Source organism: Mucilaginibacter sp. UYCu711 (genome assembly GCF_050433825.1).
In the GTDB taxonomy this organism is placed as follows: Bacteria; Bacteroidota; Bacteroidia; order Sphingobacteriales; family Sphingobacteriaceae; genus Mucilaginibacter.
In genome coordinates, this window is the sequence record NZ_JBNPWM010000003.1 from 255968 (window position 1) to 280637 (window position 24670).

Annotated in this window: 25 protein-coding genes; 12 read left to right on the forward strand and 13 right to left on the reverse strand. The window is 45.1% G+C overall.

Annotation, left to right across the window (positions count from 1 at the left end; all coding sequences use genetic code 11):
• The first annotated feature begins 16 nt into the window (after positions 1-16).
• Together ABIB50_RS08360 and ABIB50_RS08365 are read left to right on the forward strand one after the other, a co-directional pair.
• Complete coding sequence (locus ABIB50_RS08360) at positions 17-865, forward strand: hypothetical protein (protein ID WP_429378858.1); 849 nt, start codon at positions 17-19, stop codon at positions 863-865.
• Positions 866-1109: 244 nt separating this feature from the next.
• The gene (locus ABIB50_RS08365; protein WP_429378859.1) at positions 1110-3857 is read left to right on the forward strand and encodes a gliding motility-associated C-terminal domain-containing protein; all 2748 of its coding nucleotides are present in this window, start codon (positions 1110-1112) and stop codon (positions 3855-3857) included.
• A gap of 207 nt (positions 3858-4064) precedes the next feature.
• Here the strand turns inward: ABIB50_RS08365 and ABIB50_RS08370 are convergent, their stop codons facing one another.
• Together ABIB50_RS08370 and ABIB50_RS08375 are read right to left on the reverse strand one after the other, a co-directional pair.
• Positions 4065-4295: a hypothetical protein gene (locus tag ABIB50_RS08370; protein ID WP_429378861.1), complete on the reverse strand. Its 231-nt coding sequence runs from the start codon at positions 4293-4295 to the stop codon at positions 4065-4067.
• A 162-nt stretch (positions 4296-4457) separates the two neighbouring features.
• Complete coding sequence (locus ABIB50_RS08375) at positions 4458-4670, reverse strand: hypothetical protein (RefSeq protein WP_429378862.1); 213 nt, start codon at positions 4668-4670, stop codon at positions 4458-4460.
• Between the two features lie 120 nt (positions 4671-4790).
• Between ABIB50_RS08375 and ABIB50_RS08380 the strand changes: the two genes are divergently transcribed.
• A complete protein-coding gene (locus ABIB50_RS08380) occupies positions 4791-5174 on the forward strand; it encodes a hypothetical protein (RefSeq protein WP_429378864.1) in 384 nt (127 codons plus the stop codon).
• Here the strand turns inward: ABIB50_RS08380 and ABIB50_RS08385 are convergent.
• Together ABIB50_RS08385 and ABIB50_RS08390 are read right to left on the reverse strand one after the other, a co-directional pair.
• Positions 5166-5567 carry a DUF5655 domain-containing protein gene (locus ABIB50_RS08385; RefSeq protein WP_429378866.1) on the reverse strand — a complete coding sequence of 134 codons (402 nt, stop codon included), beginning with the start codon at positions 5565-5567 and terminating at the stop codon, positions 5166-5168. The two genes, ABIB50_RS08380 and ABIB50_RS08385, sit on opposite strands and share 9 nt — an antisense overlap.
• 40 nt (positions 5568-5607) lie before the next feature.
• Positions 5608-5829 (reverse strand): DUF6965 family protein, encoded by a 222-nt coding sequence (locus ABIB50_RS08390; protein WP_429378868.1) that lies wholly within the window; start codon positions 5827-5829, stop codon positions 5608-5610.
• 133 nt (positions 5830-5962) lie between these two features.
• Between ABIB50_RS08390 and ABIB50_RS08395 the strand changes: the two genes are divergently transcribed.
• From ABIB50_RS08395 to ABIB50_RS08405, 3 genes are read left to right on the forward strand one after another with little or no spacing between them, the layout of a single operon-like run.
• Positions 5963-6289 carry an ArsR/SmtB family transcription factor gene (locus ABIB50_RS08395; protein WP_429378869.1) on the forward strand — a complete coding sequence of 109 codons (327 nt, stop codon included), beginning with the start codon at positions 5963-5965 and terminating at the stop codon, positions 6287-6289.
• 6 nt (positions 6290-6295) lie between these two features.
• Positions 6296-6757, forward strand: coding sequence for an SRPBCC family protein (locus tag ABIB50_RS08400; RefSeq protein WP_429378870.1), 462 nt, complete (start codon positions 6296-6298; stop codon positions 6755-6757).
• A complete protein-coding gene (locus ABIB50_RS08405; protein ID WP_429378871.1) occupies positions 6754-7068 on the forward strand; it encodes an LIC_13387 family protein in 315 nt (104 codons plus the stop codon). The genes ABIB50_RS08400 and ABIB50_RS08405 overlap by 4 nt, the downstream gene beginning before the upstream one ends.
• Positions 7069-7237: 169 nt before the next feature.
• Here ABIB50_RS08405 and ABIB50_RS08410 read toward each other — a convergent pair whose 3' ends face one another.
• The 3 genes from ABIB50_RS08410 to ABIB50_RS08420 all read right to left on the reverse strand — a co-directional run bounded on the left by ABIB50_RS08410 (position 7238) and on the right by ABIB50_RS08420 (position 12946).
• Positions 7238-8785, reverse strand: a complete 1548-nt coding sequence (locus ABIB50_RS08410; RefSeq protein ID WP_429378873.1) for a GNAT family N-acetyltransferase — start codon at positions 8783-8785, stop codon at positions 7238-7240.
• Positions 8786-8921: 136 nt separating this feature from the next.
• The gene (locus ABIB50_RS08415) at positions 8922-10268 is read right to left on the reverse strand and encodes an OmpA family protein (protein WP_429378875.1); all 1347 of its coding nucleotides are present in this window, start codon (positions 10266-10268) and stop codon (positions 8922-8924) included.
• 212 nt (positions 10269-10480) lie between these two features.
• A complete protein-coding gene (locus ABIB50_RS08420) occupies positions 10481-12946 on the reverse strand; it encodes a TonB-dependent receptor domain-containing protein (RefSeq protein WP_429378877.1) in 2466 nt (821 codons plus the stop codon).
• A gap of 287 nt (positions 12947-13233) precedes the next feature.
• On the opposite strand from ABIB50_RS08420, the gene ABIB50_RS08425 reads away from it, so the two are divergent.
• The 4 genes from ABIB50_RS08425 (at position 13234) to ABIB50_RS08440 (ending at position 16984) form a co-directional block, all read left to right on the forward strand.
• On the forward strand, positions 13234-14424 hold the full coding sequence (locus ABIB50_RS08425; protein WP_429378879.1) for a carboxypeptidase-like regulatory domain-containing protein: 1191 nt from the start codon (positions 13234-13236) through the stop codon (positions 14422-14424).
• Between the two features lie 70 nt (positions 14425-14494).
• Positions 14495-16042: an FAD-dependent oxidoreductase gene (locus ABIB50_RS08430; RefSeq protein ID WP_429378880.1), complete on the forward strand. Its 1548-nt coding sequence runs from the start codon at positions 14495-14497 to the stop codon at positions 16040-16042.
• Positions 16032-16499, forward strand: coding sequence for a hypothetical protein (locus ABIB50_RS08435; protein WP_429378882.1), 468 nt, complete (start codon positions 16032-16034; stop codon positions 16497-16499). Before ABIB50_RS08430 ends, ABIB50_RS08435 begins: the two co-directional genes overlap by 11 nt.
• Positions 16500-16618: 119 nt before the next feature.
• Positions 16619-16984, forward strand: coding sequence for a hypothetical protein (locus ABIB50_RS08440; protein WP_429378883.1), 366 nt, complete (start codon positions 16619-16621; stop codon positions 16982-16984).
• Positions 16985-17041: 57 nt separating this feature from the next.
• Here the strand turns inward: ABIB50_RS08440 and ABIB50_RS08445 are convergent, their stop codons facing one another.
• The 4 genes from ABIB50_RS08445 to ABIB50_RS08460 form a co-directional block, all read right to left on the reverse strand.
• A complete protein-coding gene (locus ABIB50_RS08445; RefSeq protein ID WP_429378885.1) occupies positions 17042-18283 on the reverse strand; it encodes a PQQ-dependent sugar dehydrogenase in 1242 nt (413 codons plus the stop codon).
• Between the two features lie 146 nt (positions 18284-18429).
• Positions 18430-19119: an SGNH/GDSL hydrolase family protein gene (locus ABIB50_RS08450; protein ID WP_429378887.1), complete on the reverse strand. Its 690-nt coding sequence runs from the start codon at positions 19117-19119 to the stop codon at positions 18430-18432.
• Positions 19120-19164: 45 nt separating this feature from the next.
• Positions 19165-19551: a hypothetical protein gene (locus ABIB50_RS08455; protein ID WP_429378889.1), complete on the reverse strand. Its 387-nt coding sequence runs from the start codon at positions 19549-19551 to the stop codon at positions 19165-19167.
• A gap of 50 nt (positions 19552-19601) precedes the next feature.
• Positions 19602-20483, reverse strand: coding sequence for a hypothetical protein (locus ABIB50_RS08460; RefSeq protein ID WP_429378891.1), 882 nt, complete (start codon positions 20481-20483; stop codon positions 19602-19604).
• Positions 20484-20807: 324 nt separating this feature from the next.
• Here ABIB50_RS08460 and ABIB50_RS08465 point away from each other — a divergent pair, with 324 nt between their 5' ends.
• Positions 20808-22991 carry a hypothetical protein gene (locus ABIB50_RS08465; RefSeq protein WP_429378892.1) on the forward strand — a complete coding sequence of 728 codons (2184 nt, stop codon included), beginning with the start codon at positions 20808-20810 and terminating at the stop codon, positions 22989-22991.
• A gap of 209 nt (positions 22992-23200) precedes the next feature.
• On the opposite strand, the gene ABIB50_RS08470 is transcribed toward ABIB50_RS08465, so the two are convergent.
• The gene (locus ABIB50_RS08470; RefSeq protein ID WP_429378894.1) at positions 23201-23881 is read right to left on the reverse strand and encodes a GNAT family N-acetyltransferase; all 681 of its coding nucleotides are present in this window, start codon (positions 23879-23881) and stop codon (positions 23201-23203) included.
• A gap of 89 nt (positions 23882-23970) precedes the next feature.
• Between ABIB50_RS08470 and ABIB50_RS08475 the strand changes: the two genes are divergently transcribed.
• A complete protein-coding gene (locus tag ABIB50_RS08475) occupies positions 23971-24462 on the forward strand; it encodes a hypothetical protein (protein WP_429378895.1) in 492 nt (163 codons plus the stop codon).
• Between the two features lie 9 nt (positions 24463-24471).
• On the opposite strand, the gene ABIB50_RS08480 is transcribed toward ABIB50_RS08475, so the two are convergent.
• Positions 24472-24615: a hypothetical protein gene (locus tag ABIB50_RS08480; protein WP_429378897.1), complete on the reverse strand. Its 144-nt coding sequence runs from the start codon at positions 24613-24615 to the stop codon at positions 24472-24474.
• Between the last annotated feature and the right edge of the window lie 55 nt (positions 24616-24670).

Sequence of the window (24670 nt, forward strand, 5' to 3'; positions counted from 1 at the left end):
ATGAATTACCTGTTACATGAAACAACTTAAAACAGCCTTAATTTTAATTTTAGTTGCTTCGATAACCATAACCGGCTGTTCAAAGTCCAGCGACCCGACACCTGCTGACAATACTGGCGGCACTACCGGGGGAGGCACTAACGGAGGAGGTACTAACGGCGGTGGTACTAACGGGGGAGGTACTTCGGCAACGGTTACTACGCCCAATACACAGTTTCTTGCGCAACAAGATTATAGCGTATCAAACGCCGGCGCTTATTCTACCCAGCAATTTACCTTATCGGCAACTACTAAGGTGGTTTTTCGTTTTACATCGCAATACCAGGCGCAGGCAGCAATAATAGCTCCTGATCAGTTAAGCAATTTCCAGGGCAATAAATCATTTACCGGCTATGGCATATTTGATAAACAGCTTGGCATCAATCCGCTAACATTAGCCCCGGGCACTTACTATCTCGCTATCAGGAATGCCAGTACCGGTGCCAATAAATGGAGCGTAGAACTTGACTACGCCATTACCCTGCCGGCATCAGATAAGGCAAGCTATTATGATACCTATGTTAGCGGCGCAAAAAGCTTAACTGCCGGCACCCGTTTTTGGCAGCCTTTTACCGTACAAAATGGTTACAGGTACTTTTTGGATGGATGTAACGTAAACTGCGATGTTCGCATTATTTCTGCAAGCCAGCTGGCAGCTTTCCAGGCCAATCAAACCTATCAATATTTTACAGATTACTACCAGGCAGGCGGTGCTTCGCCGGGACTGTCAGAACTAAAATTACCGGCAGGAGATTATTACATGGTGTCTTATAATTCGGTCGCGGGGGCATTGGTTTACAACATGGAGCGATGGAAGCTTAATTAAAATACTTCCAATATTAAAATTTACTCCTGCAAATTGGATTGGTACCGCAATAAATAACATTAACAAACATGCGGGTTACCTCGGTTAGGTGGCCCGTATACTTCAATCTGCCCGGTATGGGGATTGAGCATTTAAGCGTATAAATTTAGTAACTGTGCTTTATCAATTTGGTTGTTGCTTTCAATTTGTTAAACTCCTGCGCCGCCTGGCTTCCTGCTATAAAAATAGCCTGATCGCTGTAGCTATGGCTGTTTTATTAACAGGCAATATAAGTTACGGGCAGGTATGTTCGGGCAGCCTTGGCGACCCAATAGTAAACATTACGTTTGGTGCAGGTACAGGCAACGGGCCGGCACTTGGTGCCAATATTACCAACCTTGGCTATACCACATCGTGCCCGACAGACGGGCAGTACATGATCGTCAACCAAAGTACATCTTGTTATACTGATAACTGGCATATTGTAACCCAGGACCATACCGGCGACACCAATGGTCGTTTTATGCTCATCAACGCCCAACTGGCCCCCAATGATTTTTATGTACAACGGGTAGATAACCTTTGCGGCGGTACTACCTACCAGTTTGCAGCCTGGGCGTTAAATATGGTAACCCGGATAGGTAATAACCCAAACATCACCTTTAGTATTGAAAAAACCGATGGTACACCATTAAACAGCGTAACCAGCGGGGCTATCCCCGTTACCGCTGCAAGCACCTGGCGGCAATATGCTTTTTATTTTACTATCCCGGCGGGCGTAAGCTCGGTAGTGATCCGTATGCGCAATAATGCCCCTGGAGGGTTGGGGAACGACCTGGCTATAGATGACATTACCTTCAGGCCCGCCGGGCCGGCCATTAGTGTAGGGATACAGGGCACCGCCGGCACATCAGTAACCGTGTGCCCGTCGGCCTCGTCGGCGGTTTCTTTATTTGCAAATGCAGGCGCCTGTTATTTAAATACCGCCTACCAGTGGCAGCAAAGCACCGACAATGGCACCACCTGGGCAAATGTAACCGGTGCATCATCATCAACCTACCAGTTACCAGCCTTAACAAGCGGCACCTATTTATATCGCGCCGTGGTAGCCGAGGCCGGCAATGTCGACTTAAATACCTGCCGGGTAATATCAAATCCTTTAACGGTTGTTGTCAGTCCCCCTGCAACGTCAAGTGTTGCTATTACTGCATCGGCAACTACCACTTGCACCGGTACAGCCGTTACTTTTACCGCTACACCTACCGGCGGCGGTACTACGCCGGCATATCAATGGATGATTAACGGCATAAATGCCGGTACCAACAGCGCAACATTTACCAGTACTACATTACAAAATAACGATGTGGTGAGCTGCGTACTAACTCCAGGTTTAGCCTGCTCGGTCCCGGCAACGTCAAACCAGGTAACTATAAAAGTTGTATCACCCGTTACTTCGGTTGTTGTAAATGCATCGGCTACCGCTACTTGCCCCGGCACGGCCGTTACTTTTACCGCTACAGCTACCGGCGGCGGAGGATCCACACCAGGCTATCAATGGTTAATTAACGGGATAAATGCCGGTACCAATAGTGCAACTTTTACAACTGCCACCTTACAAAACAATGACGTGGTGAGCTGCGTAGTAACAACTGGTTTAGCATGCTCAGCTCCGGCAACGTCAAACCAGCTAACGATGAAAATTCTTTCTTCCGTTAACTCGATCACTATAGGCGCATCAGCTACTACCATTTGCCCCGTCGCAGCCGTTACTTTTACGGCCACCCCTACCGGCGGCGGTGCTACACCGGCATATCAATGGATGGTTAACGGCATAAATGCCGGCACCAACAGCGCAACTTTTACCAGTACTGCATTACAAAATAACGATGTAGTGAGCTGCGTACTAACTACGGGTTTAGCCTGCTCGGTCCCGGCGACGTCAAACCAGGTAACTATAAAAGTTGTTGCTCAGGTTACTGCGGTTGCCATTACTGCATCGGCAACTACCATTTGCACCGGCACAGCCGTTACCTTTACCGCTACACCTACCGGCGGCGGTACTACGCCGGCATATCAATGGATGGTTAACGGGCTAAATGCCGGTACTAACAGCGCAACCTTTACCAGTACTGCGTTACAAAATAACGACGTGGTGAGCTGCGTGCTAACTACAAGTTTAGCCTGCTCGGTCCCGGCAACGTCAAACCAGGTAACTATAAAAGTTGTTTCTCCGGTTACTGCGGTTGTTGTAAGTACACCGGCAGCCAAAATATGTAACGGGCAGCCGGCAAATTTCACGGCAACGGCAACTAATGCCGCCCCCGACGTAGTTTACCAATGGACGGTTAATAATTTAGCTGCCGGCACCGACGCCAACACCTTTACAAGCTCCACGCTGATGGATGGGGATGCTATAGCCTGTTCGGCCACCAATCCGGCTATTTCCTGCACTGTGCCGGTTGTTGCAAAATCTTTACCGGTAATCATAACAGTTGAAAGCCTGCCAGTAATTAGCTTTAGCCAAAGTAATTACACCATTTATGAGGGAGAAAAAATCAGTTTACAGCCTGTAATAACCAGCGGTACGGGCGCCACCTATGTATGGTCGCCGGCTACGGGCTTAGACAATGTTACTATCGCCAATCCTGTAGCGTCACCAACAAAAACTACTGAATATACATTAATGGTAATCTCTGCCCTGGGTTGTACAACTACCGGCCTGCCTGTTAAGGTTACGGTATTGTATAAAAACATTGTAGTACCTAATTCTTTCACCCCGAACAATGACGGCATTAACGATACCTGGGTAATTCCCGGATTAGAAACCGACCCCTCGGCTATTATAACGGTTTTTAACCGCTATGGCGGCATTGTTTACGAAAGCCACGGTTACACCACACCCTGGAATGGCCACTATAAAAATACCCCGCTCCCATTTGGGGCATATTACTACGTAATTGCAATTAAAAACAATACGCAAAAGCTTAGTGGTTGTATTACTATAATTGATTAATGATGGTGACTTGTCCGCTAACCCACCCTTTTTTGCAGTAGCAGTCCCGATAGCTATCGGGATAAGTAGCAGTTGCAGTTGATTTGCAGGATGGTTATTATTTGCAGAAATTGATGCGCCTTTAGGCGGCCTGCAGGCGTATGAGTGTAAAGCGCGGCCCGGATTTAATCGGGAAAACGCCAATAATTACCTATGCTGTAAGATACATTAACTTAAATAGTCCATTTTCGTAATAGCATTTGGCACCAAATGGCTGAAATGCTGAAAGTTTATAGAATGAAATCCACCAGCAGGGGAGCCGCTGTTAACAAAAGTCTTCTCGCGGCCAGCCGTTCTTATTTTTGAATGTTCGACATACCCTTGCTCAATAAGTATAATTTCTGGCCGGGCCCAGGTTTTTTTTGGGGTGGGCGTGGCTATTTTGTTTTCTGTTTCCATGCAGCGGGCTCCTTTGATAAATTATATTAAGTGCTTGTTTTTGAGTAATTTGCTGCAATATAAAAAATATCCTAATAGTTTACATTAGTTAAGTTCGTCACCATTTTAATCGGGCACCATTTATAGGTACCTAAAAGTGCCGGAAACAGCCCGGACTTATTTTCACGATGCAACACTATTGTAAAGAGTTTGTGGAACATTTCCCGAGCCCGCCGGGCCAGCGACCAAATAAGGCTGATTAGGCGTATTCTGGATTTCATGAAAGCTGGTGATATTTCCTTTAGCATCCACCTCATTTCCTGAAATAATTACTATTTCTGGGCGGGACCAGGTTTTTTTTGGGGTTGGATCGGCTATTATGTTTTCTGTTTCCATACAATGGGTTACTTTGATAAATTAAATATATGTTTTTTGCGTAAACAGCGCCTAAAATAAAAAACATCCAAATTGTTTACGTTAGCCATTTTATGAAAAACCTTCCCTACTTTAATGGCGATGAAAAAGCCGATGCCTTATGATTTTCTGCTGGATTATTTACCGCCCGCGGTGGTGATCAAACAAAATTTTGGCATGTACTACGTTTACTGGGAAGGCAAGATCGTATTGATCCTGCGTAACCAACCAAAAGACAGCCACCACAACGGTATCTGGATCTCGACCAGGTGCGGGGATCATGCCAGCCTGAAGGCGGACATACCGGCCATTACCGATTTTGTGTTTAATGAAGGTGAGGTATTTGATACGGCCTGGCTATTATTACACCCGGATCATGATGATTTTGAAACCGCCGCCATCGGCATCTGCGACTTGATAACGCACCGCGACAAAAGAATTGGAAAAGCCACCAAAAAGGCAGCCGAACTGGTCCGGCTACAATAACGCGTAAGATTCGCGCAGGTAAACAAACAAAGCCGGGCGCAAATCATCAAGCACCGAAATGCGGATGTGGTTCTCGAACTTATTACCTAAGGCAGCGCTTTTAACTACCGGTTTCTCCGGGTGCGCCGTTTTTGAATAAAACTTTATATCCAGTTCCTTTTTCATCGGCCGGATAACCAGGAAGACCCATCGCCGGGTAAAGACGATACAATTTGGCGTGGTGCCAACCAGCACGCCGTCCCAGTCGGCAACCTCGGCCAGGATCTTATCAAACACCAGCACCAGTTCGGCGGGGCGCCCCTCAAAAAGGCTGTCCACGCTTACCCGCGCGCAATAATGCCGCTGTTGGGGCCGGGGTAATTCACGATCGCATTTTGGGCAAGTCCAGCTCATAAATCTTTAACCGTAAAGATAACGAACTGTTTTTTTACAGTTAGGTAAAGATTGCAGTAAGCCCGCCATAAGGCGTTTCGAGCGCATGCATAATCTGCGTTAACCGGTGTTTGGCGCCGTTAGTTGCAGGATTATCCAGCATGGTTTCTATATTCCTGTCAACCGCCGCTCTAACGTCGTGCTGGGTAACGGCGCGGTTAATGCGAATGCTTTCGGGCAGATCTTTACCGGTAAAATAGTCAATCAGTTCTTGTTCGGTCATGCGGTAAAGGTAAGATTTAAATAGTCGCGCTTCGCCGCACCCATCTGCTTAAAAAAATAAATTTGCATATTTAAAAATAGTTGGTAAGTTTACACTTACGGTAAGCAAATACTTACCATGTAAAATATAAATTATGAGTGCAAGCAGTAATGCCTTTAATGCTTTAGGCGACCCAACCCGCCGGGCGATATTTGAAAAATTACAGGGCCGGCCCTTAGCCGTTGTCGACATCTGGGATGGTTTGCCCATTAGCCGTCCGGCAGTATCTCAGCATTTAAAAGTGTTGAAAGAAGCCAAGCTCATCAATTTACGTGCAGATGGCAATAAAAATATCTATGAGCTTAACCGTGAAGGGATATTGGCGATGCGGGATTACCTTGACAAATTCTGGGATGACGCGCTGACTAATTTTAAAATGCTGGCCGAAAACATTGAAAAAGAAAATAACACACCTCAATAAATAAGTATGCAAACCATCAGCTTAACTTCCATCAAAAAAGAGTTTACGGTCGAAACCACGCAAGAGAGGGCCTTTAAAGTATTTACCGAAAAAATGGACCTCTGGTGGCCGCGACAGCACCACATAGGCAGCACAGCTATGACGGAGATGGTGGTAGAACCTTACGTAAACGGGCGCTGGTACTCAAAACATACCGACGGCAGCGAAGCTAACGTGGGCCGCGTGCTAACCTATCAGCCTTATGACCTTTTTGTGCTGGCCTGGCAGATTGACGGCAATTTTAAATGTGACCCGAACCTGGTTACTGAAGTTGTAGTAGCGTTTATCCCCGAAGGGCCAAAAACTACGCGGGTAAAATTTGAGCATAAAGACCTGCAAAAACTGGCGGACGGCACCAAGGTGATAGAAAGCATGGACGAGGGCTGGGGCATGATAATGGAGCAGTACAAAAACATAACTGAAAAATGAAAGCAAAAATTTTATTGCGTATCGGCAGTGTTATTATGCTGCTGCATACTTTGGGCCACACCATGGGCGCGCTAACCTGGAAAGAAGCCCCCAACGCGGCCGTGAAACAAGTTGTTGACGGGATGCTGAATAACCGATTCGATTTTATGGGCCGGTCGGCCAGTATTGGTGATTTTTATACAGGTTATGGCTACACCATGATCGGTGTCCTGTTACTCATCGCTGTTTTACTGTGGCTGTTATCAACACAACCTTCGTTGCCGGTAATATTGGCGCTTGGCCTGTTCTTGCTGTTTATGGGTGTGATATAGTTTATTTATTTCTTCCCGTTTGCCGCCGCGTTTTCGCTTTTGGCGGGGATAGCGACTTTATTGGCTTATCGGAAATTAAAATAACGGTAGTCAGCCACGACGGTCTTAAAATAAAAAGGAACTGCCTCCCGGGAAGCTGTTCCTGTTACTTATTAACGGCGCTACCCGGTTATTTTTTACTCTTGTTGATGATCTTATAGATATCAAGCCGCCGGTCCTTAAGGTTGCGTACAGCACCAAAATTGTGGAGCTCCTTTAACAAGTCAACGTCCACGTCAGCTATCAGCGTAGTTTCGGTATTCGGGGTAGCTTCGGCTTTAATACCGTTACTGGGGAACGAAAAATCTGAAGGTGTAAAAACGGCCGACTGCGCATATTGGATATCCATATTGTGTACCTTGGGCAGGTTACCCACACTACCCGCAATGGCAACGTAACATTCGTTTTCAATGGCCCTGGCCTGCGCGCAGCACCGCACCCGGGTATAACCGTTTTGGGTGTCCGTCATAAATGGTACAAATAAGATCTGCATCCCCTGGTCGGCTAACAGGCGGGGCAGTTCCGGGAACTCCACATCATAGCAAATCAGGATCCCGATCTTGCCGCAATCGGTATCGTAGGTTTGAATGGTATCGCCGCCAACCATCCCCCAGGCACTTTGCTCGGCCGGTGTAAGGTGGATCTTCCGGTACATTTCATATGAACCGTCGCGCCGGCAAAGGTAGCCTACGTTTTGCAGCACGCCGTTTTCAAGGAAAGGCATGCTGCCGGTAATGATGTTGATATTGTAGCTAATGGCATATTCCATAAATTTATCGCGCAGCGGGATCGTAAAATTAGCGATCTCGCGCATGGCATCTGCCCCGCTCAAATGGTTATAAGCGGTCATCAGCGGCGCGTTGAACAGTTCAGGGAACAGCACAAAATCGCTTTGATAATCGCTGATCACATCTACGAAAAACTCGATCTGCTCGCATAACGACTCAAGGTTAGGGAAAGGCCGCATCTGCCATTGTACCAGCCCCAGGCGGACAACGGATTTTTTGGAATTGATGTGTGCGGCTTCTTCGTTATAATAAATGTTATTCCATTCTAATAGCGACGCGTATTCCAACGATTGGGTATCACCAGGCAGATAGCCTTTTAAAATCTTGCGGACGTGAAAGTCATTAGCCAGCTGGAAGGATAAGGTAGGGTCATAGATCTCTTTGCCCTTCACTTTTTCCAGGTAGACTTTTGGCGTTAGCTTGTCTGCGTAATCTTTATATTTGGGGATGCGTCCGCCGGCAATAATGGCCCGCAGGTTATGTCGTTCGCAGATCTCCTTGCGCGCATCATAGAGGCGGCGCCCGATACGCATGCCGCGGAAATCGGGATGTACAAAGAAATCGATCCCATACAATACATCTCCTGTTTCATCATAGGTAGAAAAGGTATAATTACCGGTGATCTGGGTATAAGTATGATTATCGCCAAACTTTTCATAGTCGACAATAAGAGAAAGCGCGCAGCCGGCTATATGTCCGTTAACCAGGATACAGATCTGCCCTTCCGGAAAGATCTCTACCAACTGGCTGATATGGGTTTCGTCCCAAAATGAGGCACCCTCCCATTCGGAGTAAGCTTCCATCATGGAAGCTTTTAAACCGAGGTAATCATCTTTGGTAAGGGTCCGTAATTCTATCTTAAGGTCTTCGTTCTTAGTTTCGTTTTCCATTTGTTTTACTCCGCAGGCTCGTTGGTCTGGCCCGGTCTGCAAAGTAAAGGGATAAAAATGATAAAAGTTTTATTATAAAAAAAAAGGAACCGCCTCCTAAGAAGCGGTTCCTTTTACATATCAATATTTATTGTTTTTAGAATAAAGAGAACTCTACCCTACGGTTTTGCTGACGACCGGCTGCGGTTTTATTGCTCGCAATTGGTTGGTTAGGCCCGTAACCTGTAGCTTCAATTGTTGAAGCATTAGCACCTTTAGATACCAGGTAAGCTTTTACTGCTTCTGCTCTGTCTTTTGACAAGCTTAAGTTAAGCGCCATTGAACCTGTATTATCGGTATGGCCGGCTAATTTAAGGCTGAAATTCTTTTGAACCAACAGGTCCGCAACGCGGTCAAGTGTTGCGTATGATCTTGCTTTGATAGTAGCTTTACCCAAATCAAATTCAAGGTTCCTGATCGCTTCACCTACTACCTTACGGTCGGCTTCGGTCACTATCACTTTTTCGCGGATAATTTGTTTTGGCGTGCTTAACGGGCAACCTGCGCCATCAACAACAGTGTTAGCAGCAGTGCCGGGGCATTTGTCAAATTTATTGGCAACACCATCCATATCGTCGTCACCCATATCTTTAGCATATTGGGCAGCAGCGGCATCAAAAGCAGCCTGGTCACGCAAACGGTTTTGTTCGGCAATAGCTAAACGGTTACGCAATTCATTTGCTTCAGCAGCACTTTCTTCGCGGATAGCGGCAATAGCACTGAAGTTTTGCAATTGTGAAGTTTTCTTTTTACCCAATGCGATCTCGATACCGGCATGAGCGTAAGCATAACGATCATTTAACGTACCTACAACGCCATCAAAATCACGTGCTTTAACAAAAGCAACGGTATAACCCAGGTCGATATTAACTACGCGTGATAAACCTAATTTAAAACCGGCACCAATTGGTACAAACCAGTTGTTATGGTAATTGCTGTTGTTACCGGCGGGGGTATTAACAACATGCGCGCTTGATGACATATAACCGGCACCCGCTGTTAAGTAAGGTGCAAGGAAATTGCGTTTTTGATTAAGGCTAACGTTTGCTACCGTAAAGTTTGCACTAACTGATCCTGACCAGTTGATGCGGCTGTTATAGCTGCTGGCATCCTGCGCGGCAGAACCTGCAGGCAATGTATTTGCGCGTACACCTTTAACGGTACCGGCAAGGAAATCGGCCTGTATGCCAAAGCCTGGTAAAATTTGTTTTTTGATGTAAGCTCCGTAACCCCAGCTAATTTGCGGGCTTCTGAAGTCGCCATTGTTTTCGTTGTTAAATGGGGTAGCTGCAGTTAGAATACCACCATTAAGGCCAATTGACCAGGTGCGGAATTGTCTTTTTTGAAAACGGTTTGTTGAATCGCCCATGTTTTGGGCAGACGCTGTAACTGATAAGCCTACTAATGCAAGGGCAACCAGCGATTTTGTAAAATTAAAGTTCATTCTATAGATAATTTGTCCAGTCAGGGCTTATGCCCGACGGTGTCCTCTTTCCAATTATCTTGCCTCAGATGAATTTTGAGCTATTTTTAATAAAGTTTGGCAAAATTGGGGGTGTAAAACATAACACAATATAATTGTCGTGCAAATTTTTTTTTGTGCTGTTTAACCGACACAAGTGTTCGCTGGGCGGGAATTTTATTAAAAGCGATCGCTTAAAACTCTTTATCGCCTACCTCGCTGGTTGGTAGTTTTATTTTGCTGGTAAACTTGTTTAAGTTAAAGCTGAGGTTGATCAAGAACACATCCGTTTCTGAAATGTAATTGGTAGTAGTGTAAAAGTTAGCCCCCGAAGTGGTGATGCGTTGCTTGTTGGCGCCAAGGAAACCCATGTTCATGTTTTGCCAAAGTAACGATGCGGCTAACCTGCCATTCATAAAAGTTTTTTTGAAGGATGTATTGGGGACAAAGAACGCTCCGTCCTGGCCCTGCGCTGTCGGCCTTTTAGACAAGTAGTTTACATTTGCGCCAAGGGTTAAGGTTTTATTAAGCATAAAACTGGTGTTACCATTAATGGAATAAGCCCAGTTGGTATTATTGATTGTAACGGGCGTGTTTAATATATTGATGTTGCCCTGTATTTTGTAGTTGTATAAATTACCGCCCAAATATATCGTCCACCACTTAAAGGGCGACAGGTTAGCACCCGCTTCCAGCCCGAACAAGCGCGCAGTGCCTGCATTTGTATAAACCCTATTAAGAATAGTATCGGCATAAACGCTGTTTAACCTTTGTATGGGGTTTTTAATATGCTGGTAATATAAAGTAGTAAAGAACGACCCTTTGCTAAAGTTACGGATCAACCCTAACTCTGCCAGGTCAACAAATTCAGGCAGCAGGTCGGGGTCGCCTTCTTCCAGCGTTTCAGAGTGTTCGCGTTCGGGTATGGGGTTTAGTTCTAAATTGGTGGTGCGTTGTACCCGTTTGCTATAACCGGCTTTTAATTTCAGGCCATCATTAACACTGTACAACAAACTGGCCGACGGGAACAGGTTGGATAAGTTAAGGTTATGCGGATTAGCATCATACGATAAATTAACCGTGCGTGTAGCGTACTCATACCGTAAACCGCCGTTATATTCCAGTTTGTTTACTTTACCCGAGTATTGGCTATAAACAGAATTGATCTTATTTTCGGCATGAGTGGTCCCGCGAAATTTAGCGATATCAACCTGCGAGGTGGCGGGTGTTACAAAATAGCTAAAGATGCCGTCCTGCGTATCATACCTTAGCTGGTAGCCGCTTTCCAACTTACCCTTACCAATGTTTATGCTGTGATCTAATTTAAACCTGTAGGCGCTTATAGGGCGCGTGTATGGGTTATTTACGTATTGTATGGTATCGGCAGTGTTTGGATATTTTAAGTTACGGTTTTGAGTACCGCCATACAGGTTATCACGCTCATATTGAAAGCCGGCGGTTAAGGTTGACTTATTGGCAAAGGTGTGGGTATAGTCCAGGTTGCCCAGGTTAAATGTGCCCTCTTTTGTTTGCAGGTTGCTGTTAAAATAAGTAGTACTGCTAATGAGTGCGTTTGTTGCCAGGTTTGAGGTGGTATTGTGATACAGCAGGTTGGCTAAGCGGGCCTGGTATCTTTTACCGCTATAAAAACCTGCCGAAATAACGTTGTTTGCAGCGGCAGTATAATTGATGGTAGCACGCCCGGCATAATTATAACGGTCGAAACTTCTTTCGCCGGTAGACGGGAAGCGGGTAATAGTATTATTAGCGATATTTTTCGTGTAGACACCCCCTTCGCGAAAGCCCTCATTATCATTACGAGTATAATTACCACCTATAGAAAGATCCCACTTGCCTTTGCGGTAATTAATGGTTGCGTCGGCTCCAAAGCGTCTGGGCTTTTTCAGGTTATTGTAATCTGTAGTGCTTGGCAGGCCTGCCTGGGCATTAGCTGCTAAGGTTACGCCATCATTAGCGCCTTTTTTTGTTACGATATTAATGATGCCGCCGCGGCCGTCGGGATCATATTTAGCAGAAGGCGCCGTTATAAGTTCTATATTATCAATAACATTGGCCGGCAGTTGTGTCAATACAGTTTGCGCATCGGCCAATACGGGTTTGCCATTAATTAACACCATAAAACCGGCAGATCCGCGTACGCTAATATCACCCTCAGCATTAACTGCCACCGACGGCAAATTTTTTAACACATCAATTGCCGACCCACCTTTAGCCGATTCGAATTGCCCGGCTTTGTAGCTTTGCTTATCTATTTTATTAAGCGCGGTAATCTTTTGCCCGTTTACAGCTACCTCATTAAGCATTTTGCTGGATGGGTTAAGTTGGATAGTGCCTAAATCTACTGCCCCATTAACAACCCTGATGTTTTTCAATGATTTTGTATCGTACCCTAAAAAAGTAATTTTAAGCTGATAATTGCCTGCAGCTATATTACCAATTTCGAATACACCATTGGCTTTGGTTATGCTGCCTTCAACTAAGGCCGAGTCGGCAGCTTTAAATAAAGCTACGCTTGCATATTCAACCGGCGATTGATTTTTAGAATCAATGACCCGGCCTTTAACCGTGATGCTTTGTGCCAAAGCCGTAATTGCACCAAAAACTAAGGCGATAAAGAAAAAGGCTGATATTGTTTTCATAAAAGGCTGATACAACGTAGCGAAATACCACTTTAATCTGTAGATATTCTGTTTATACTTATGGGCGAAGTTACCAATAACAGTCGGCCAATAAAGTAACAGTCTTGTGGTTATCCGTTAAAAATAAGCCATCCTGGAAAATTAATTCAATAAGATGGACGACAGATTTAGCGCTTACCGGCATCGTCACTTCGTGCTAATCAAAAAAGGCGGCGATGATGTAAGTGCTATTTTTTTGTGCTGATAAATTTGCTACCTTAATCCATCAAAACCTAAGGCCAATTACGATGAAACTGTTTTTCTGCCCACTCGCCTGTATGCTATTGAGTCTGAACCTTTGGGCGCAGCAAGGCTTTTCAATTACCGGTATCATTAAGGATGAAAATGGTACGCCGTTGCAGTCGGTAACGGTTTTTATTGATGGATCAAATAAATACACCATGACGGATGTTAGCGGCCACTATTCGTTCACCAGTATCGAGGCAGGCACTTACAGAATAGCTACCAGTATGGTGGGCCGCGGATCAGAAAGGGTGATAGTTAACATACGCAATAAGCCGGTAACTACGGATTTTGTAATGAAAGTAAAACCTACCGAATTAAATGAGGTAGTGATAGGCACCGACTCCAGGCGGAACGAAATGCTTAGGGTCTTTACCAATAAGTTTATCGGAATGACAGAGAATGCTAAAAGCTGCACCATCATCAACCCTAAAAATATTGAGTTTACTACCAATAAAAATATCCTGTTAGCTACCACGCCCGATTTCCTTATCATCGAAAACAAAAACCTGGGGTACCGTATAAAGTACCTGGTTAAAATATTCAGGTATGACAGAAGCAAGAACATCACCAGCTATACCGGCGACTGCATATTTGAAGAACTACCCGGAAGCACCAGGCAGAAGAAAGAATGGGTAAAAAACAGGCAACTTGCTTATGCCGGTTCATTTATGCATTTTCTGCGGAGTTTGTATGCCGATAACACCCGCGAGCAAGGTTTTAAATGTTACGCTTTTATTGAGGGCTCAAAAACACCAACCATAAGTGACGAGCTTGTAGATATGAGCCAATATGTTACCCGCATTGATAGTAATTTTATACGGCTGGCTTTTAAAAAGCAATTCCAGGTAGCGCACAGCAGCAATAAAGTAATTCTTATAAAACACGGCCCGGCATTGTCCAAGTTGTTAGCTGATACTTCTAAACAGTCAGCGTGGGCTAAGCCAAATACAAACAGCAACGCTATTGTATTAAATGCCGATCAGCCGCTTACAGACGAATTGAGAAAAAAACTAATAGCCGCAAATATGTCTTCTCTAACACCCCGTAAAGATGCAGGCGTTGTTAAAATGTACCTTGATTTCACCGTAGTCGATCGCAATGGCAATTACCTCGACTATCGCAGCTTCTTGCTGGAAGGACTGTGGAACGAGTTGCAGGTTGGCGACCGGCTGCCTTTTACTTATCAGCCTTAATTAACCAGCACGAAATTTAATTATTTAATAGTATTCGAAACAGATAGCCTTTACTTTTTGTAATAAGAGTATGGCAACTAAAACTGATGTAACAATAGCGCGCGACGGAGAGCTGCAAAGCCCCTGGCAAACTGATTTAAATGAGATCAATGCAACGGCAACCGTTTCGCCGGATAAGGTTTATGATGCACTGATAGTAGGTGGCGGTATTACCGGTGTTACTACCGCGCTGTTATTGCAAAAAGCAGGGAAACAAACCATCATCGCGGATGCGCATACCACTGGCTTCGGCACAACGGGCGGCACCAGCGCGCACATCAATACTTTTGCTGATACCACTTATAAAGAGGCCGAAAGCGCCTTTGACGAAGAAGGCGCACAGCTGTTTGCAGATGCCATACGGGAGGGTTATGCCCTTATTAAAGCTACTATTTATGATCTGAAAATTGATTGCGATTACGAAAATAAGCCCGGTTACATCTACGCTGAAACTGACGACCAAGTAAAACAGTTGGGCGATATTTACGACGGAGCAGTAAAGGTTGGTGTAGCGGTAAACTATACTGAAGATGTGCCTACGCCAGTGCCCTATAAAAAAGCCCTTATTTTTGAGTACCAGGCACAATTCCATCCTTTAAAATATTTGCAAAGTTTGCAACAGGCCTACCTGGCTGCCGGTGGTATTATTTCAGAAAACACATTAATAACCGGTATTGAAACGACCGAGGGTGTTCATACGGCAGCGTCAGCAAATATTTCTGTTCGCGCTAAGGCCGTGGTTTATGCTACACATATGCCGCCCAATATTAATCTGTTTAATTTTGAGTGCGCCCCTTACCGCAGCTACGTTATCGCTGTGAAATTAAAAAGCGGCAACTACCCCGACGCGCTGATTTATGACACGCAGGAACCCTATCATTACGTACGCTCGCATACCATTGACGGGCAGCAACTGTTGCTGGTAGGTGGCCTTGATCATAAAACCGGGCATGAGGATGCTGAAAAAGCCTTCGCCGACCTGGAAAAATATACCCGCAAATATTATAATGTATCATCGATTAAGTACCGCTGGTCGTCGCAATATTATGTTCCGGTGGATGGCTTGCCTTATATTGGCCAAATGCCGCTGGCTGCCGACGGGATTTATTGCGCTACCGGTTATAACGGTAACGGGATGATGCTGGGCAGCATAGCGGCTAAAATATTGAGCGACCTGGTAAGGAAACGCCCTAATAAGTACCAGGACCTCTTTAGTCCGTCGCGCGTTAAACCTATAGATGGCTTTAGCGAATTTGTTAAAGAAAACGCCGATGTAGCTTACCATTTTGTGACCGACCGTGTTAATATCCACGAGACAGATTCGTTGAAAAGATTGCAGCCGGGCACCGGTAAGGTAGTTGAAGTAAACGGTGAAAAGATTGCTGCTTACCGTGATGATGCCGGCACCATCCACGCGCTTAGCCCTGTTTGTACCCATGCCAAATGTATTGTTAACTGGAACGGCGAAGAAAAAAGCTGGGATTGCCCCTGCCACGGCGCGCGGTATGATATTGAGGGTAAAGTATTAACCGGCCCCGCCACCCGGGACCTTCCAAAAATCAACCAAAATGAAAGCTAAAGATGTGCTTACGGCCGGCATTACCGGCACTACATTTATGACGCTGTTTAGCTACCTCGTATCTGCAGCCGATGGCGAGAACTTTAGCGAGCCAGAGCGCCTGGGCCAGCTGGCCGACCGCCTGCTGCCAACATTAAGCAAGGAACAATGCCAGGCCCTGGGCTGGTTGGGGCATTATGGTGTTGGCTTGCTGTTTTCATTAGTTTACGTCGAGCTGTGGCGGCGCAGATGGCCAAAATCTTCTATTAAAAATAATTTAATTGTCGGCGGTATCAGTGGCATTATCGCGGTAGCTATCTGGAAAACTACTTTTAAGCTGCACCCGCTGCCACCGGCTTTGAGTTTTAATAAATACTACTTGCAGCTTATTCCGGCGCATGTGGTTTTCGCGGTGTTTGCGGGTATCGGTTATCAGCTTTTAAAAAAGATAGAGAACCATGGAAGCAAAGATCAATAATTGCGCTAAGCTGATGGCCGAACAGGGCCTTACCATCGCCTTTGAATGGATAGTTACCGAGCGTAATTAGCTGTCATTAACAATGTTTATATTTGGTAAACAACTAAACATAGTTAACCATGAAAACTATATTTAATGGCTTTATGCCTGTTTTACCATCTGCAGACATTGCAAGGGATATTGAATGGTACAAAAATCAAACCGGCTTTGAAGTAAAATTTGCCGACAATATGTATGCTATTTTAAACCGGGATAATCTTTATCTGCATTTACAATGGCATGCGGATACTGAATCCGACCCTTTACTTGGCGGTTCGGTAATAAGAATTGATGTTCAAAACATCCGCCCGCTTTATGAAGAATTTTTAAACAGGGGCACCATTAAACCAGATGCATTAAAAAACAACACTCCCTGGAACACCAATGAGTTTGGCTTTTACGACCTAAATAAAAATGCAATCTTCATTATGGAGGGAAGTGAATAAATTACGGGCTAACAAAAAAAGCCCCAATCAGTGACCGGGGCTTTCCATTTTATATTTCTATTTGTTATAAACTATCTTAAAAATAGCGCCTTTTAAATCATCGGCCACATACAGTGCGCCATCAGGGCCTTGCGCCAGGCCCATTGGGCGGTACTTCATCGCGCCGGTTGGATGTTCTATATCCGATCCGGTAAAGTTATCAGCAAAGATCTCCCAATCGCCGGATAGCTTACCGTTAACAAACGGAACAAAAGCTACCAGGTAACCCTTAACCGGCGAGATAGCACGGCCGTGTAAGACAACAAACGCGCCGTTTTTATACCGCTTAGGGAACATATTGCCGGTGTAAAACAACAGGTCGTTTGGTGCAAAGTGGCCGGGGAACGCTACTGCGGGGTCGGCATATTTATCCGTGCTGGTTTTGCCATCACCGCCATACTCGGGCGATACCATTTTCTTTTTCAATTGCTGATCGTAATACGCATATGGCCAGCCAGCGTCTAACCCTTGTTTCAATTCGTAAATAGTTTCGGCAGGCAGTTCGGCACTTTTTTGGCCGGTAAAATAGGGTGGCGATAGCTTATCAAAGCTGCGGCCATGCTGCGTAGCAAATACCGTTTTTGATCCCGGGTTGTAATCAATACCAACCGCGTTTTTTATCCCGGTTGAAAACTTGACTCCATCGGCATAAGTTTGGTTCAATTTATCGGCTTTAAATTTCCAGATACCCGCTGCCGAATCCAGTATCGGACAGCCCGGCATACCCACGCCAGAGTTTGGCTGACGACAAGCATCAGACCATGAACCTATCGTAACATACAGATTGTTTTGCGCATCAAGCGCGATAGATTTTGAATTATCGTGCTGCCTGTCTAATAATCCTTTTACAATTACTTCCGGATTGTTGACATCAATAACCTCGTCTTTATCATTCAGCTTATAGCGGAATACGCCGGTGTTTGATGAAGCATACAGGTAATGATCTTTTATTTTGATCCCGGTACCTGCATAATCGGCAAACATTGTTTTTTTATCCAGGCGTCCGTCATGGTTGGTATCGCTCAGAAAAAATATGCCCTTGTTGCGGCGTACCGAGTTCATCTTTACATAAACATCGCCTTTACTTGTAACAGCCAAATGGCGCAATGAGCCAAGCGAGTCGGCCACAATAGTTGCCGAAAAACCTTCGGGTAATTTAAGGTCGGCTTTATAAACAGTAAAGTTTTTTGTAGCGATAAAAGCGGTTAACCCTATAGACACTGCCAGCACACCGGCAGACCAAAGCATTATTTTTTTCATTGAGTGTTTTATTGTAATATATAATTGCGGGTAGAAAGATACACATAAGTGTTAATTGGGCAATTGTATATCGGAATAGTTACTTAATGATATCCTCCTCCCGTCATTTCGAACGAAGAAAGAGATGACAAGAGGGATTGAACGACTTATTTAACCTCGCCCTCCAACCTTGCCACCACGTACGGCGCGATCATACTCTTTGAAGCTTCAACTCCCGGATGCAGGCCATCGGGTACCGCTTTTAGATAAGCGTCTTTGCCTTTGTCTAACAGGGCCTTCCAATGCGGGTAATGATCTATCAGCAACAAGTGGCGGCTTTTGGCCACGTCGCGGTATAGCTGGTAATATTTTAACAGGTCGGGGCGGGCAGTGCCGTGGCCGTCCAGCGCTATATCCATGATTTGGAGGATAATTTCGCAATCGGGATTGTCCAGTTTAATACGGTCGATCATGTAATTCAGGTTCAGCTTTGCAAGTTCGACACTGGTATTGTAAGCTGTAAAGGCGTCGTTCATACCAAATTCAATCAACACTGCATCCGGGTGCTTTTTAATAACGCTATCTTCCAAATGCTGCACCCCCCAGGTAGACCACATGGCGCTTTTAGCCGAGTTAACCGTTTTTAACAAACCATTGTATTTTTTATTCAGCGCGCTATCAACCGAATAAACCCAGGCTTTGCCACCTACAGCGGCGGTAAGGCTGGTGCCATAGGTTACCAATACCTGCGGTTTACCAATCGCTAAATTTTTAACCAGTTTGCTTTGGGCAAACACGGCGTTCCCTGCCAGCATCACCATAACAAGCAGCGCTATTTTAAAAAATGTAGGTTTCACAAATGTGGTTTTAAATGGTTATTACAAATATGTGAAAACTATTTTTTAAAACGACTCATTCAAATTCAGGAAAAATCCTTTGTTGCCAAATTTGCCGAATGCATAATCCAAAGCCAGGTTGGTGCGGGTGGCTTTGTTAAACAGTACTCTTAACCCACCACCGTAACCCGGTTGAAACACCTGGAACAACTTAGTGCCATGTTCGTCGTTAGCACTTTGCATGCTGCCAAAAACCACGCCGCTTACAAATTTATTGGCAAGGATTGGGAACCTAAACTCGGCTTCGGTATCGTTAAACTGTGTGCCCTTGAAATATTGCGAAGTATAACCCCTACCACTGCGGAAAGAGCCATCGCGGGCGGTGCCGGGCAGTTCTAAATAAGGCACATCGCCGCTAACCAGGTACGATCCCCAGTTCCAGAAAGCCAGCACCGTTTCGGGGTTGCTGTCAGACAGGCTTAAATATTTTCTTAAGTCAGACGTTATTTGTACAGAGTCTTGGTACTGCCTATCAGTTTTTGATTGATCCGGATACCGGCATCAAAGTAAATACCTTTGTAAGCCCGGTTAGGGTTGTCGCGGGTGGTGTACGCAATGTTAAACAGGAAACCATCGGCCGAATAATGATCTTGCGGGAAACCATGCTCATTATTATACGCGCTGGATGGTGTAGCGTTGTTGGCACTGTCTTTTTGAGTAATGTTACGCCTTATCTCGAAAGATAAACCCGCACCCACAAACACATTTTTACCTATGTTTTTATAAATCTTTTCGCGGATGTTGTAGTAGTACGATCGTACGGCATACACTTTACGCGCATTATCAGCCAATACATTTTCGGGCGCGGTGCCGCCAACAATATCCCGGCCAATGCCCATACCAAAATCAGGCGTTACGGTTTTAGCCGCTACTATGTTACCCTGGAAGTTCCACTTATTGCCGGGGGTAAATACATTATGGTTTACATAAAAGTAAATGATACCCTTGGTGGTAATAGATGCCGATGTAGCCGCTACCGATAACAAAGTTTTAGGATCATTACCCAAACGTTTGCCTGCCACCGCCTTAATACCCAGCTGCGCTCCTATGGTGGGGTTAGCCGCGATATTGGGCACAATAGTAATGCCCGAGTTTTTCTTCTCCGGATCAACCTTCCTGCCCGGGTGGAAGATGTTGCGGGTTAAATCGTTAAAATCATATTGCAGCGCAAGGTTATCTCCCGGCTGGAGTGTTAGGCTGGTCTTTTTTATCTTTAGCGAATCGGCTTTTAATGAATCAGCAGGTGCATTAACCTGGCCCAAAGCTAATGCGGGCACGGCAAGCAACAGTAATTTCAGCAATCCATATTTCTTAATTACATTCATTATAGTTTCGGTATATCAGGTTAATTATACAATTATCCTTTTTCATAGTTAGTTAAGCGTTATAACAGGTATTTTGTTTGTGATGGCTTTTATGATGATATTTCTATGACGGCTTCACTTCTGCAAAGGAATACAACAGCAGGAGGCAATAAACTTTAAGCTCCTGTTCTGTAAAAAATATGTCGCAAATAATGGCGTGCAGAAAAAGTTGTTAACTTGCAGTCTGCTTGTTATAACTATAAACCACCTAAAATTATACCGGATAATATTTGGCTGCGCGATGTAATTATCGCTTTGCGAAACTGTATCCCCAACGCAATTGATATGAAAAAAGGTCTACTATTATTTGGCTTTGCCGTTGCTGCACTTGCTGCAACCGCGCAGGTTAAAACCGCTGCTACCGGGCCGCTGCAAAAAACAACTTTCCAAACCGGCAGCCCGTGGATCCCGCAGATTGATGTGCGATCAGACGTGGCCATAGTTTACGGCACTAACGACCGCCCGGGAATGACCTTTGAGCAGCGCGTACAAACCTGGCGCGACCACGGCTACCAAACCGCTTTTATGACTGGCATTGCCTGGGGTAATTATGCCGATTTCTTTTTGGGTAAATGGGATGGCAAAAACCACCTGGACCTGGCACAAGTTGAGCAAAACGGCACGCCCATTATGCATGGCCGTAATATCCCTTACGTAGTGCCAACGCAGGTATTTATTGATTATATGAAAACCGGCGTAATGAAACGTGTTATTGACGCAGGTATTAAAGAGATATTTTTAGAAGAGCCAGAGTTTTGGGCACGCGGCGGTTACAGCGTTCCGTTTAAAGAGGAATGGCAAAAGTTTTATGGCTTCCCCTGGAAACCACAGGACGAAAGCGCCGAGAGCACCTACCTGTCAAGCAAGCTGAAATACCAATTGTATTATAACTGCATTAAACAGGTATCAGACTATGCCAAGGCTTACGCCAAAAGCAAGGGCACTACCGTTAAGGTTTATATCCCCACGCACTCGCTGGTTAACTATTCATCATGGCGCATTGTAAGCCCCGAGGCAAGTTTGGCGTCATTACCCGGCATTGATGGCTATATAGCACAGGTTTGGACCGGCACCTCACGCGAAGCAACCTACTTTAACGGTGTACGTAAAGAGCGGGTTTTTGAGAATGCCTTTTTAGAGTATGGATCGATGGTATCAATGACCGCGCCTACAAAACGCAAGCTTTTCTTTTTAACCGACCCGATCGAAGACGCCCGCCGCGACTGGGCCGATTATAAACGCAATTACCAGGCTACTTTCACCGCTAAAATTTTATATCCCGGCGTTGCCGATTATGAGGTGATGCCATGGCCCGAGCGGATCTACACCGGTCGTTATAAAATGGCCAACAGCGATTCGAGCGTATATATTCCCAAATACTACTCTACCCAAATGCAGGTGATGGTAAACTCGTTGAACAGTATGCCGGTATCAACCAATAAAGTAACAGGCGTTAATGGCATTGGGGTGCTAATGAGTAACTCGCTCATGTTCCAGCGTTTTCCTACGCATAATGGATTTGAGGACCCGCAGTTCTCGATATTTTATGGCCAAACCCTGCCGTTGGTTAAACGCGGAATCCCGGTACAAACCGTACACATGGAAAACTTAGGCTATGCCGCTACCTTAAAAGACATTAAGGTTTTGGTGATGAGCTACGCTAACATGAAACCAAACAGCGCGCAGGTGCATGAGCAATTAGTGGCCTGGGTTAAAAAAGGCGGCGAACTGATCTACATCGGAAAAGACGATGACCCGTACCAAACCGTTTTAGAGTGGTGGAACACCAAGGGTAACACTTATACCGCGCCGTCGCAGCACCTGTTCAAACTATTAGGCATTAATGCCGATAGCGGTAAACAGAAATACAAAGTTGGCCTGGGTACGGTTTACGTTATCCGCGAAAACCCTAAAGATTTTGTAATGCAGGCTAACAACGATGGCAACTACTTGAATACCGTAAAGCAGGCTTACGAGGTTGATGCCAGGGCGGGTAAACTAACCATCAAAAATAACCTGTATTTAGAGCGCGGGCCGTATGATATCATCGCGGTAATGAACGAGAATGAGGACATCAAACCTTACGTAGTAAAAGGCCCGGTTATCGACCTGTTTGACCCGACATTACCGGTGCTTGCCGAGAAAACAGTAAACCCGAGCGAGCAATCGTATTTGATCGATATTAAGCGTGTGGCCAATAAAACCAAGCCACAGGTACTGGCATCGGCGTCAAGGCAGTATGATGAGCAGATTGGGGCACGTCAGTATAGTTTTATTTCAAAAAGCCCTGCAAATACTATTAATGCTATGCGTATTTTGCTACCTGCCGCGGCTAAGACAATTACCTTAACCGACAACAAGGGACAAACCATTACAGGTGCTAAAAGCTCGTGGGACGCGTCGTCAAAAACGCTGTTTTTGAGCTTTGACAATAGCCCGGATGGAGTGCATGTGAATATTGGGTGGTAGGAATATAAAAAAATCACAGCCGTTATTACCCAGTAGGGGCTAGCCCCTTGTAGCAAACAAATAAAATTCAAAAATTGCGCCGTAGGTTCTACTCATAGCGATAGGTAAGCCTGTCTAATAAGGGTAGCACCTATGGCGCAAAACATCTGGTGGTTTAATTATTCTACAAAGGGGTAGTCCCTACGGGACATGCTTGTGCGTTGGTGGACTTAACTGTTTTTCTTCAAAATATAGAAATACATCTTACACCGGATTGCAAAACCCATTTGCTCATAAATTTTAATAGGGCGTTCATTATCGCATTTAACATGCAGGAACGGCGTGTTGCCTTCGGCAATGATGCGATTTACCTGCCATTGCAATAGTTGTTTGGCGTAGCCTTTGCCGGCATAGTCCGGGTGGGTGCAAACAGCGCTTACTTCGGCATAGGGTAACGGGTTCATGCGTTGGCCTGCCATAGCCACTAATTTATCGCCGTCGAAGATCCCACGGTAGTGGCCAAAATCAATAGTACGTTCAGAGAACGGGCCGGGGTTGGTTAACTTAGTAAGCGCTACCATTTGGGGGATATGCCTGTCTGTTAAAACAATTAAATTGCTTTCATCTACATGATTTGGATCGCCGCTGTGCACCATCTGGAAACATGGTACCTGGTATATCACTTGCCATTGTTTAGGTATCTCTGCTTCAATAGGCGAAACAAAACCTACGGGCCGTTCATACGGTATCAGCTCATAAAGCTTTTCAAAATTAGCGGGGAAGTTATCATCAAATCCAATAAATGGCGAAACTTCGCTATCAAAATATTTGACGCGATCGGTGCCGTTAGCAAGATTTGCGTTGCCGGTATTTAAAGCGTTGTAGGCCGGATTATCTAATACGTGCTCCATCAGCGCAAACCTATAAAAAAGAAAGTTTAATTAAATGCAGTCATTTGGCATACCTCAAACTTTTACTGTGTAATTACTGTTGTGCTGATATGAAATATATAGCATTAGGTTGCCTGGCAACTTTATTATTAGCCGCCTGCTCATCGCCCAATAGCGACACAGCAAAAACAGATACCATAATTAACAACGATTCTTTGGCCAAAGCCAAAAACACGGCGGTTAATAACAATACGCCAACCATATACTCGCTATGCTTTTTAAGTAAAAAAGGCCGCGACAGCACCAGTGTCGAATTAGTTGTACACGGCAACAAAGTAACAGGGCAAATGAACTGGTTACCTTACCAAAAAGACAGCCGCAAGGGCACGCTTTACGGCACAATTATAAACGATACCATCCACGCCACCTGGACCTTTATGCAGGAAGGGATGAAGGATACTTTGAAGCTAAATTTCCTGTTTAAAAACAGCCAATTATCGTTAAAACCGTTGAAGCTAAACACCAAAACCGGCAGGGAGCAAACCGATGAGAAGGCTGGATATGAAATTGCTTTTGACTCTGATACGAAGCTGCATAAATAGGTTAGCTTTTTAATCGTAGATCTCGCGAAGCGCTAGGCCGAGGGTAATACCAAGTGCCGCGCCAATGGCGTGGTGGTGCATGATGATCCCGGCGGTCATGCCCAATACAAATCCGATGATAGAAACTATATTCTTTTTGCGTTTGATATCCACGGCGCAAAAGTAATAAACATAACCCATCGCCCAACAAAAAACCCGGCAGCGGCGA

Coding starts and splice junctions, on each gene's coding strand:
- ABIB50_RS08375 (WP_429378862.1), bottom strand. CDS start 4,670: ATGGAAACAGAAAACATAATAGCCGATCCAACCCCAAAAAAAACCTGG.
- ABIB50_RS08360 (WP_429378858.1), top strand. CDS start 17: ATGAAACAACTTAAAACAGCCTTAATTTTAATTTTAGTTGCTTCGATA.
- ABIB50_RS08390 (WP_429378868.1), bottom strand. CDS start 5,829: ATGACCGAACAAGAACTGATTGACTATTTTACCGGTAAAGATCTGCCC.
- ABIB50_RS08400 (WP_429378870.1), top strand. CDS start 6,296: ATGCAAACCATCAGCTTAACTTCCATCAAAAAAGAGTTTACGGTCGAA.
- ABIB50_RS08460 (WP_429378891.1), bottom strand. CDS start 20,483: ATGAATGTAATTAAGAAATATGGATTGCTGAAATTACTGTTGCTTGCC.
- ABIB50_RS08430 (WP_429378880.1), top strand. CDS start 14,495: ATGGCAACTAAAACTGATGTAACAATAGCGCGCGACGGAGAGCTGCAA.
- ABIB50_RS08410 (WP_429378873.1), bottom strand. CDS start 8,785: ATGGAAAACGAAACTAAGAACGAAGACCTTAAGATAGAATTACGGACC.
- ABIB50_RS08365 (WP_429378859.1), top strand. CDS start 1,110: ATGGCTGTTTTATTAACAGGCAATATAAGTTACGGGCAGGTATGTTCG.
- ABIB50_RS08475 (WP_429378895.1), top strand. CDS start 23,971: ATGAAATATATAGCATTAGGTTGCCTGGCAACTTTATTATTAGCCGCC.
- ABIB50_RS08405 (WP_429378871.1), top strand. CDS start 6,754: ATGAAAGCAAAAATTTTATTGCGTATCGGCAGTGTTATTATGCTGCTG.
- ABIB50_RS08380 (WP_429378864.1), top strand. CDS start 4,791: ATGAAAAAGCCGATGCCTTATGATTTTCTGCTGGATTATTTACCGCCC.
- ABIB50_RS08470 (WP_429378894.1), bottom strand. CDS start 23,881: ATGGAGCACGTATTAGATAATCCGGCCTACAACGCTTTAAATACCGGC.
- ABIB50_RS08395 (WP_429378869.1), top strand. CDS start 5,963: ATGAGTGCAAGCAGTAATGCCTTTAATGCTTTAGGCGACCCAACCCGC.
- ABIB50_RS08445 (WP_429378885.1), bottom strand. CDS start 18,283: ATGAAAAAAATAATGCTTTGGTCTGCCGGTGTGCTGGCAGTGTCTATA.
- ABIB50_RS08370 (WP_429378861.1), bottom strand. CDS start 4,295: ATGGAAACAGAAAACAAAATAGCCACGCCCACCCCAAAAAAAACCTGG.
- ABIB50_RS08425 (WP_429378879.1), top strand. CDS start 13,234: ATGAAACTGTTTTTCTGCCCACTCGCCTGTATGCTATTGAGTCTGAAC.
- ABIB50_RS08415 (WP_429378875.1), bottom strand. CDS start 10,268: ATGAACTTTAATTTTACAAAATCGCTGGTTGCCCTTGCATTAGTAGGC.
- ABIB50_RS08440 (WP_429378883.1), top strand. CDS start 16,619: ATGAAAACTATATTTAATGGCTTTATGCCTGTTTTACCATCTGCAGAC.
- ABIB50_RS08420 (WP_429378877.1), bottom strand. CDS start 12,946: ATGAAAACAATATCAGCCTTTTTCTTTATCGCCTTAGTTTTTGGTGCA.
- ABIB50_RS08465 (WP_429378892.1), top strand. CDS start 20,808: ATGAAAAAAGGTCTACTATTATTTGGCTTTGCCGTTGCTGCACTTGCT.
- ABIB50_RS08385 (WP_429378866.1), bottom strand. CDS start 5,567: ATGAGCTGGACTTGCCCAAAATGCGATCGTGAATTACCCCGGCCCCAA.
- ABIB50_RS08435 (WP_429378882.1), top strand. CDS start 16,032: ATGAAAGCTAAAGATGTGCTTACGGCCGGCATTACCGGCACTACATTT.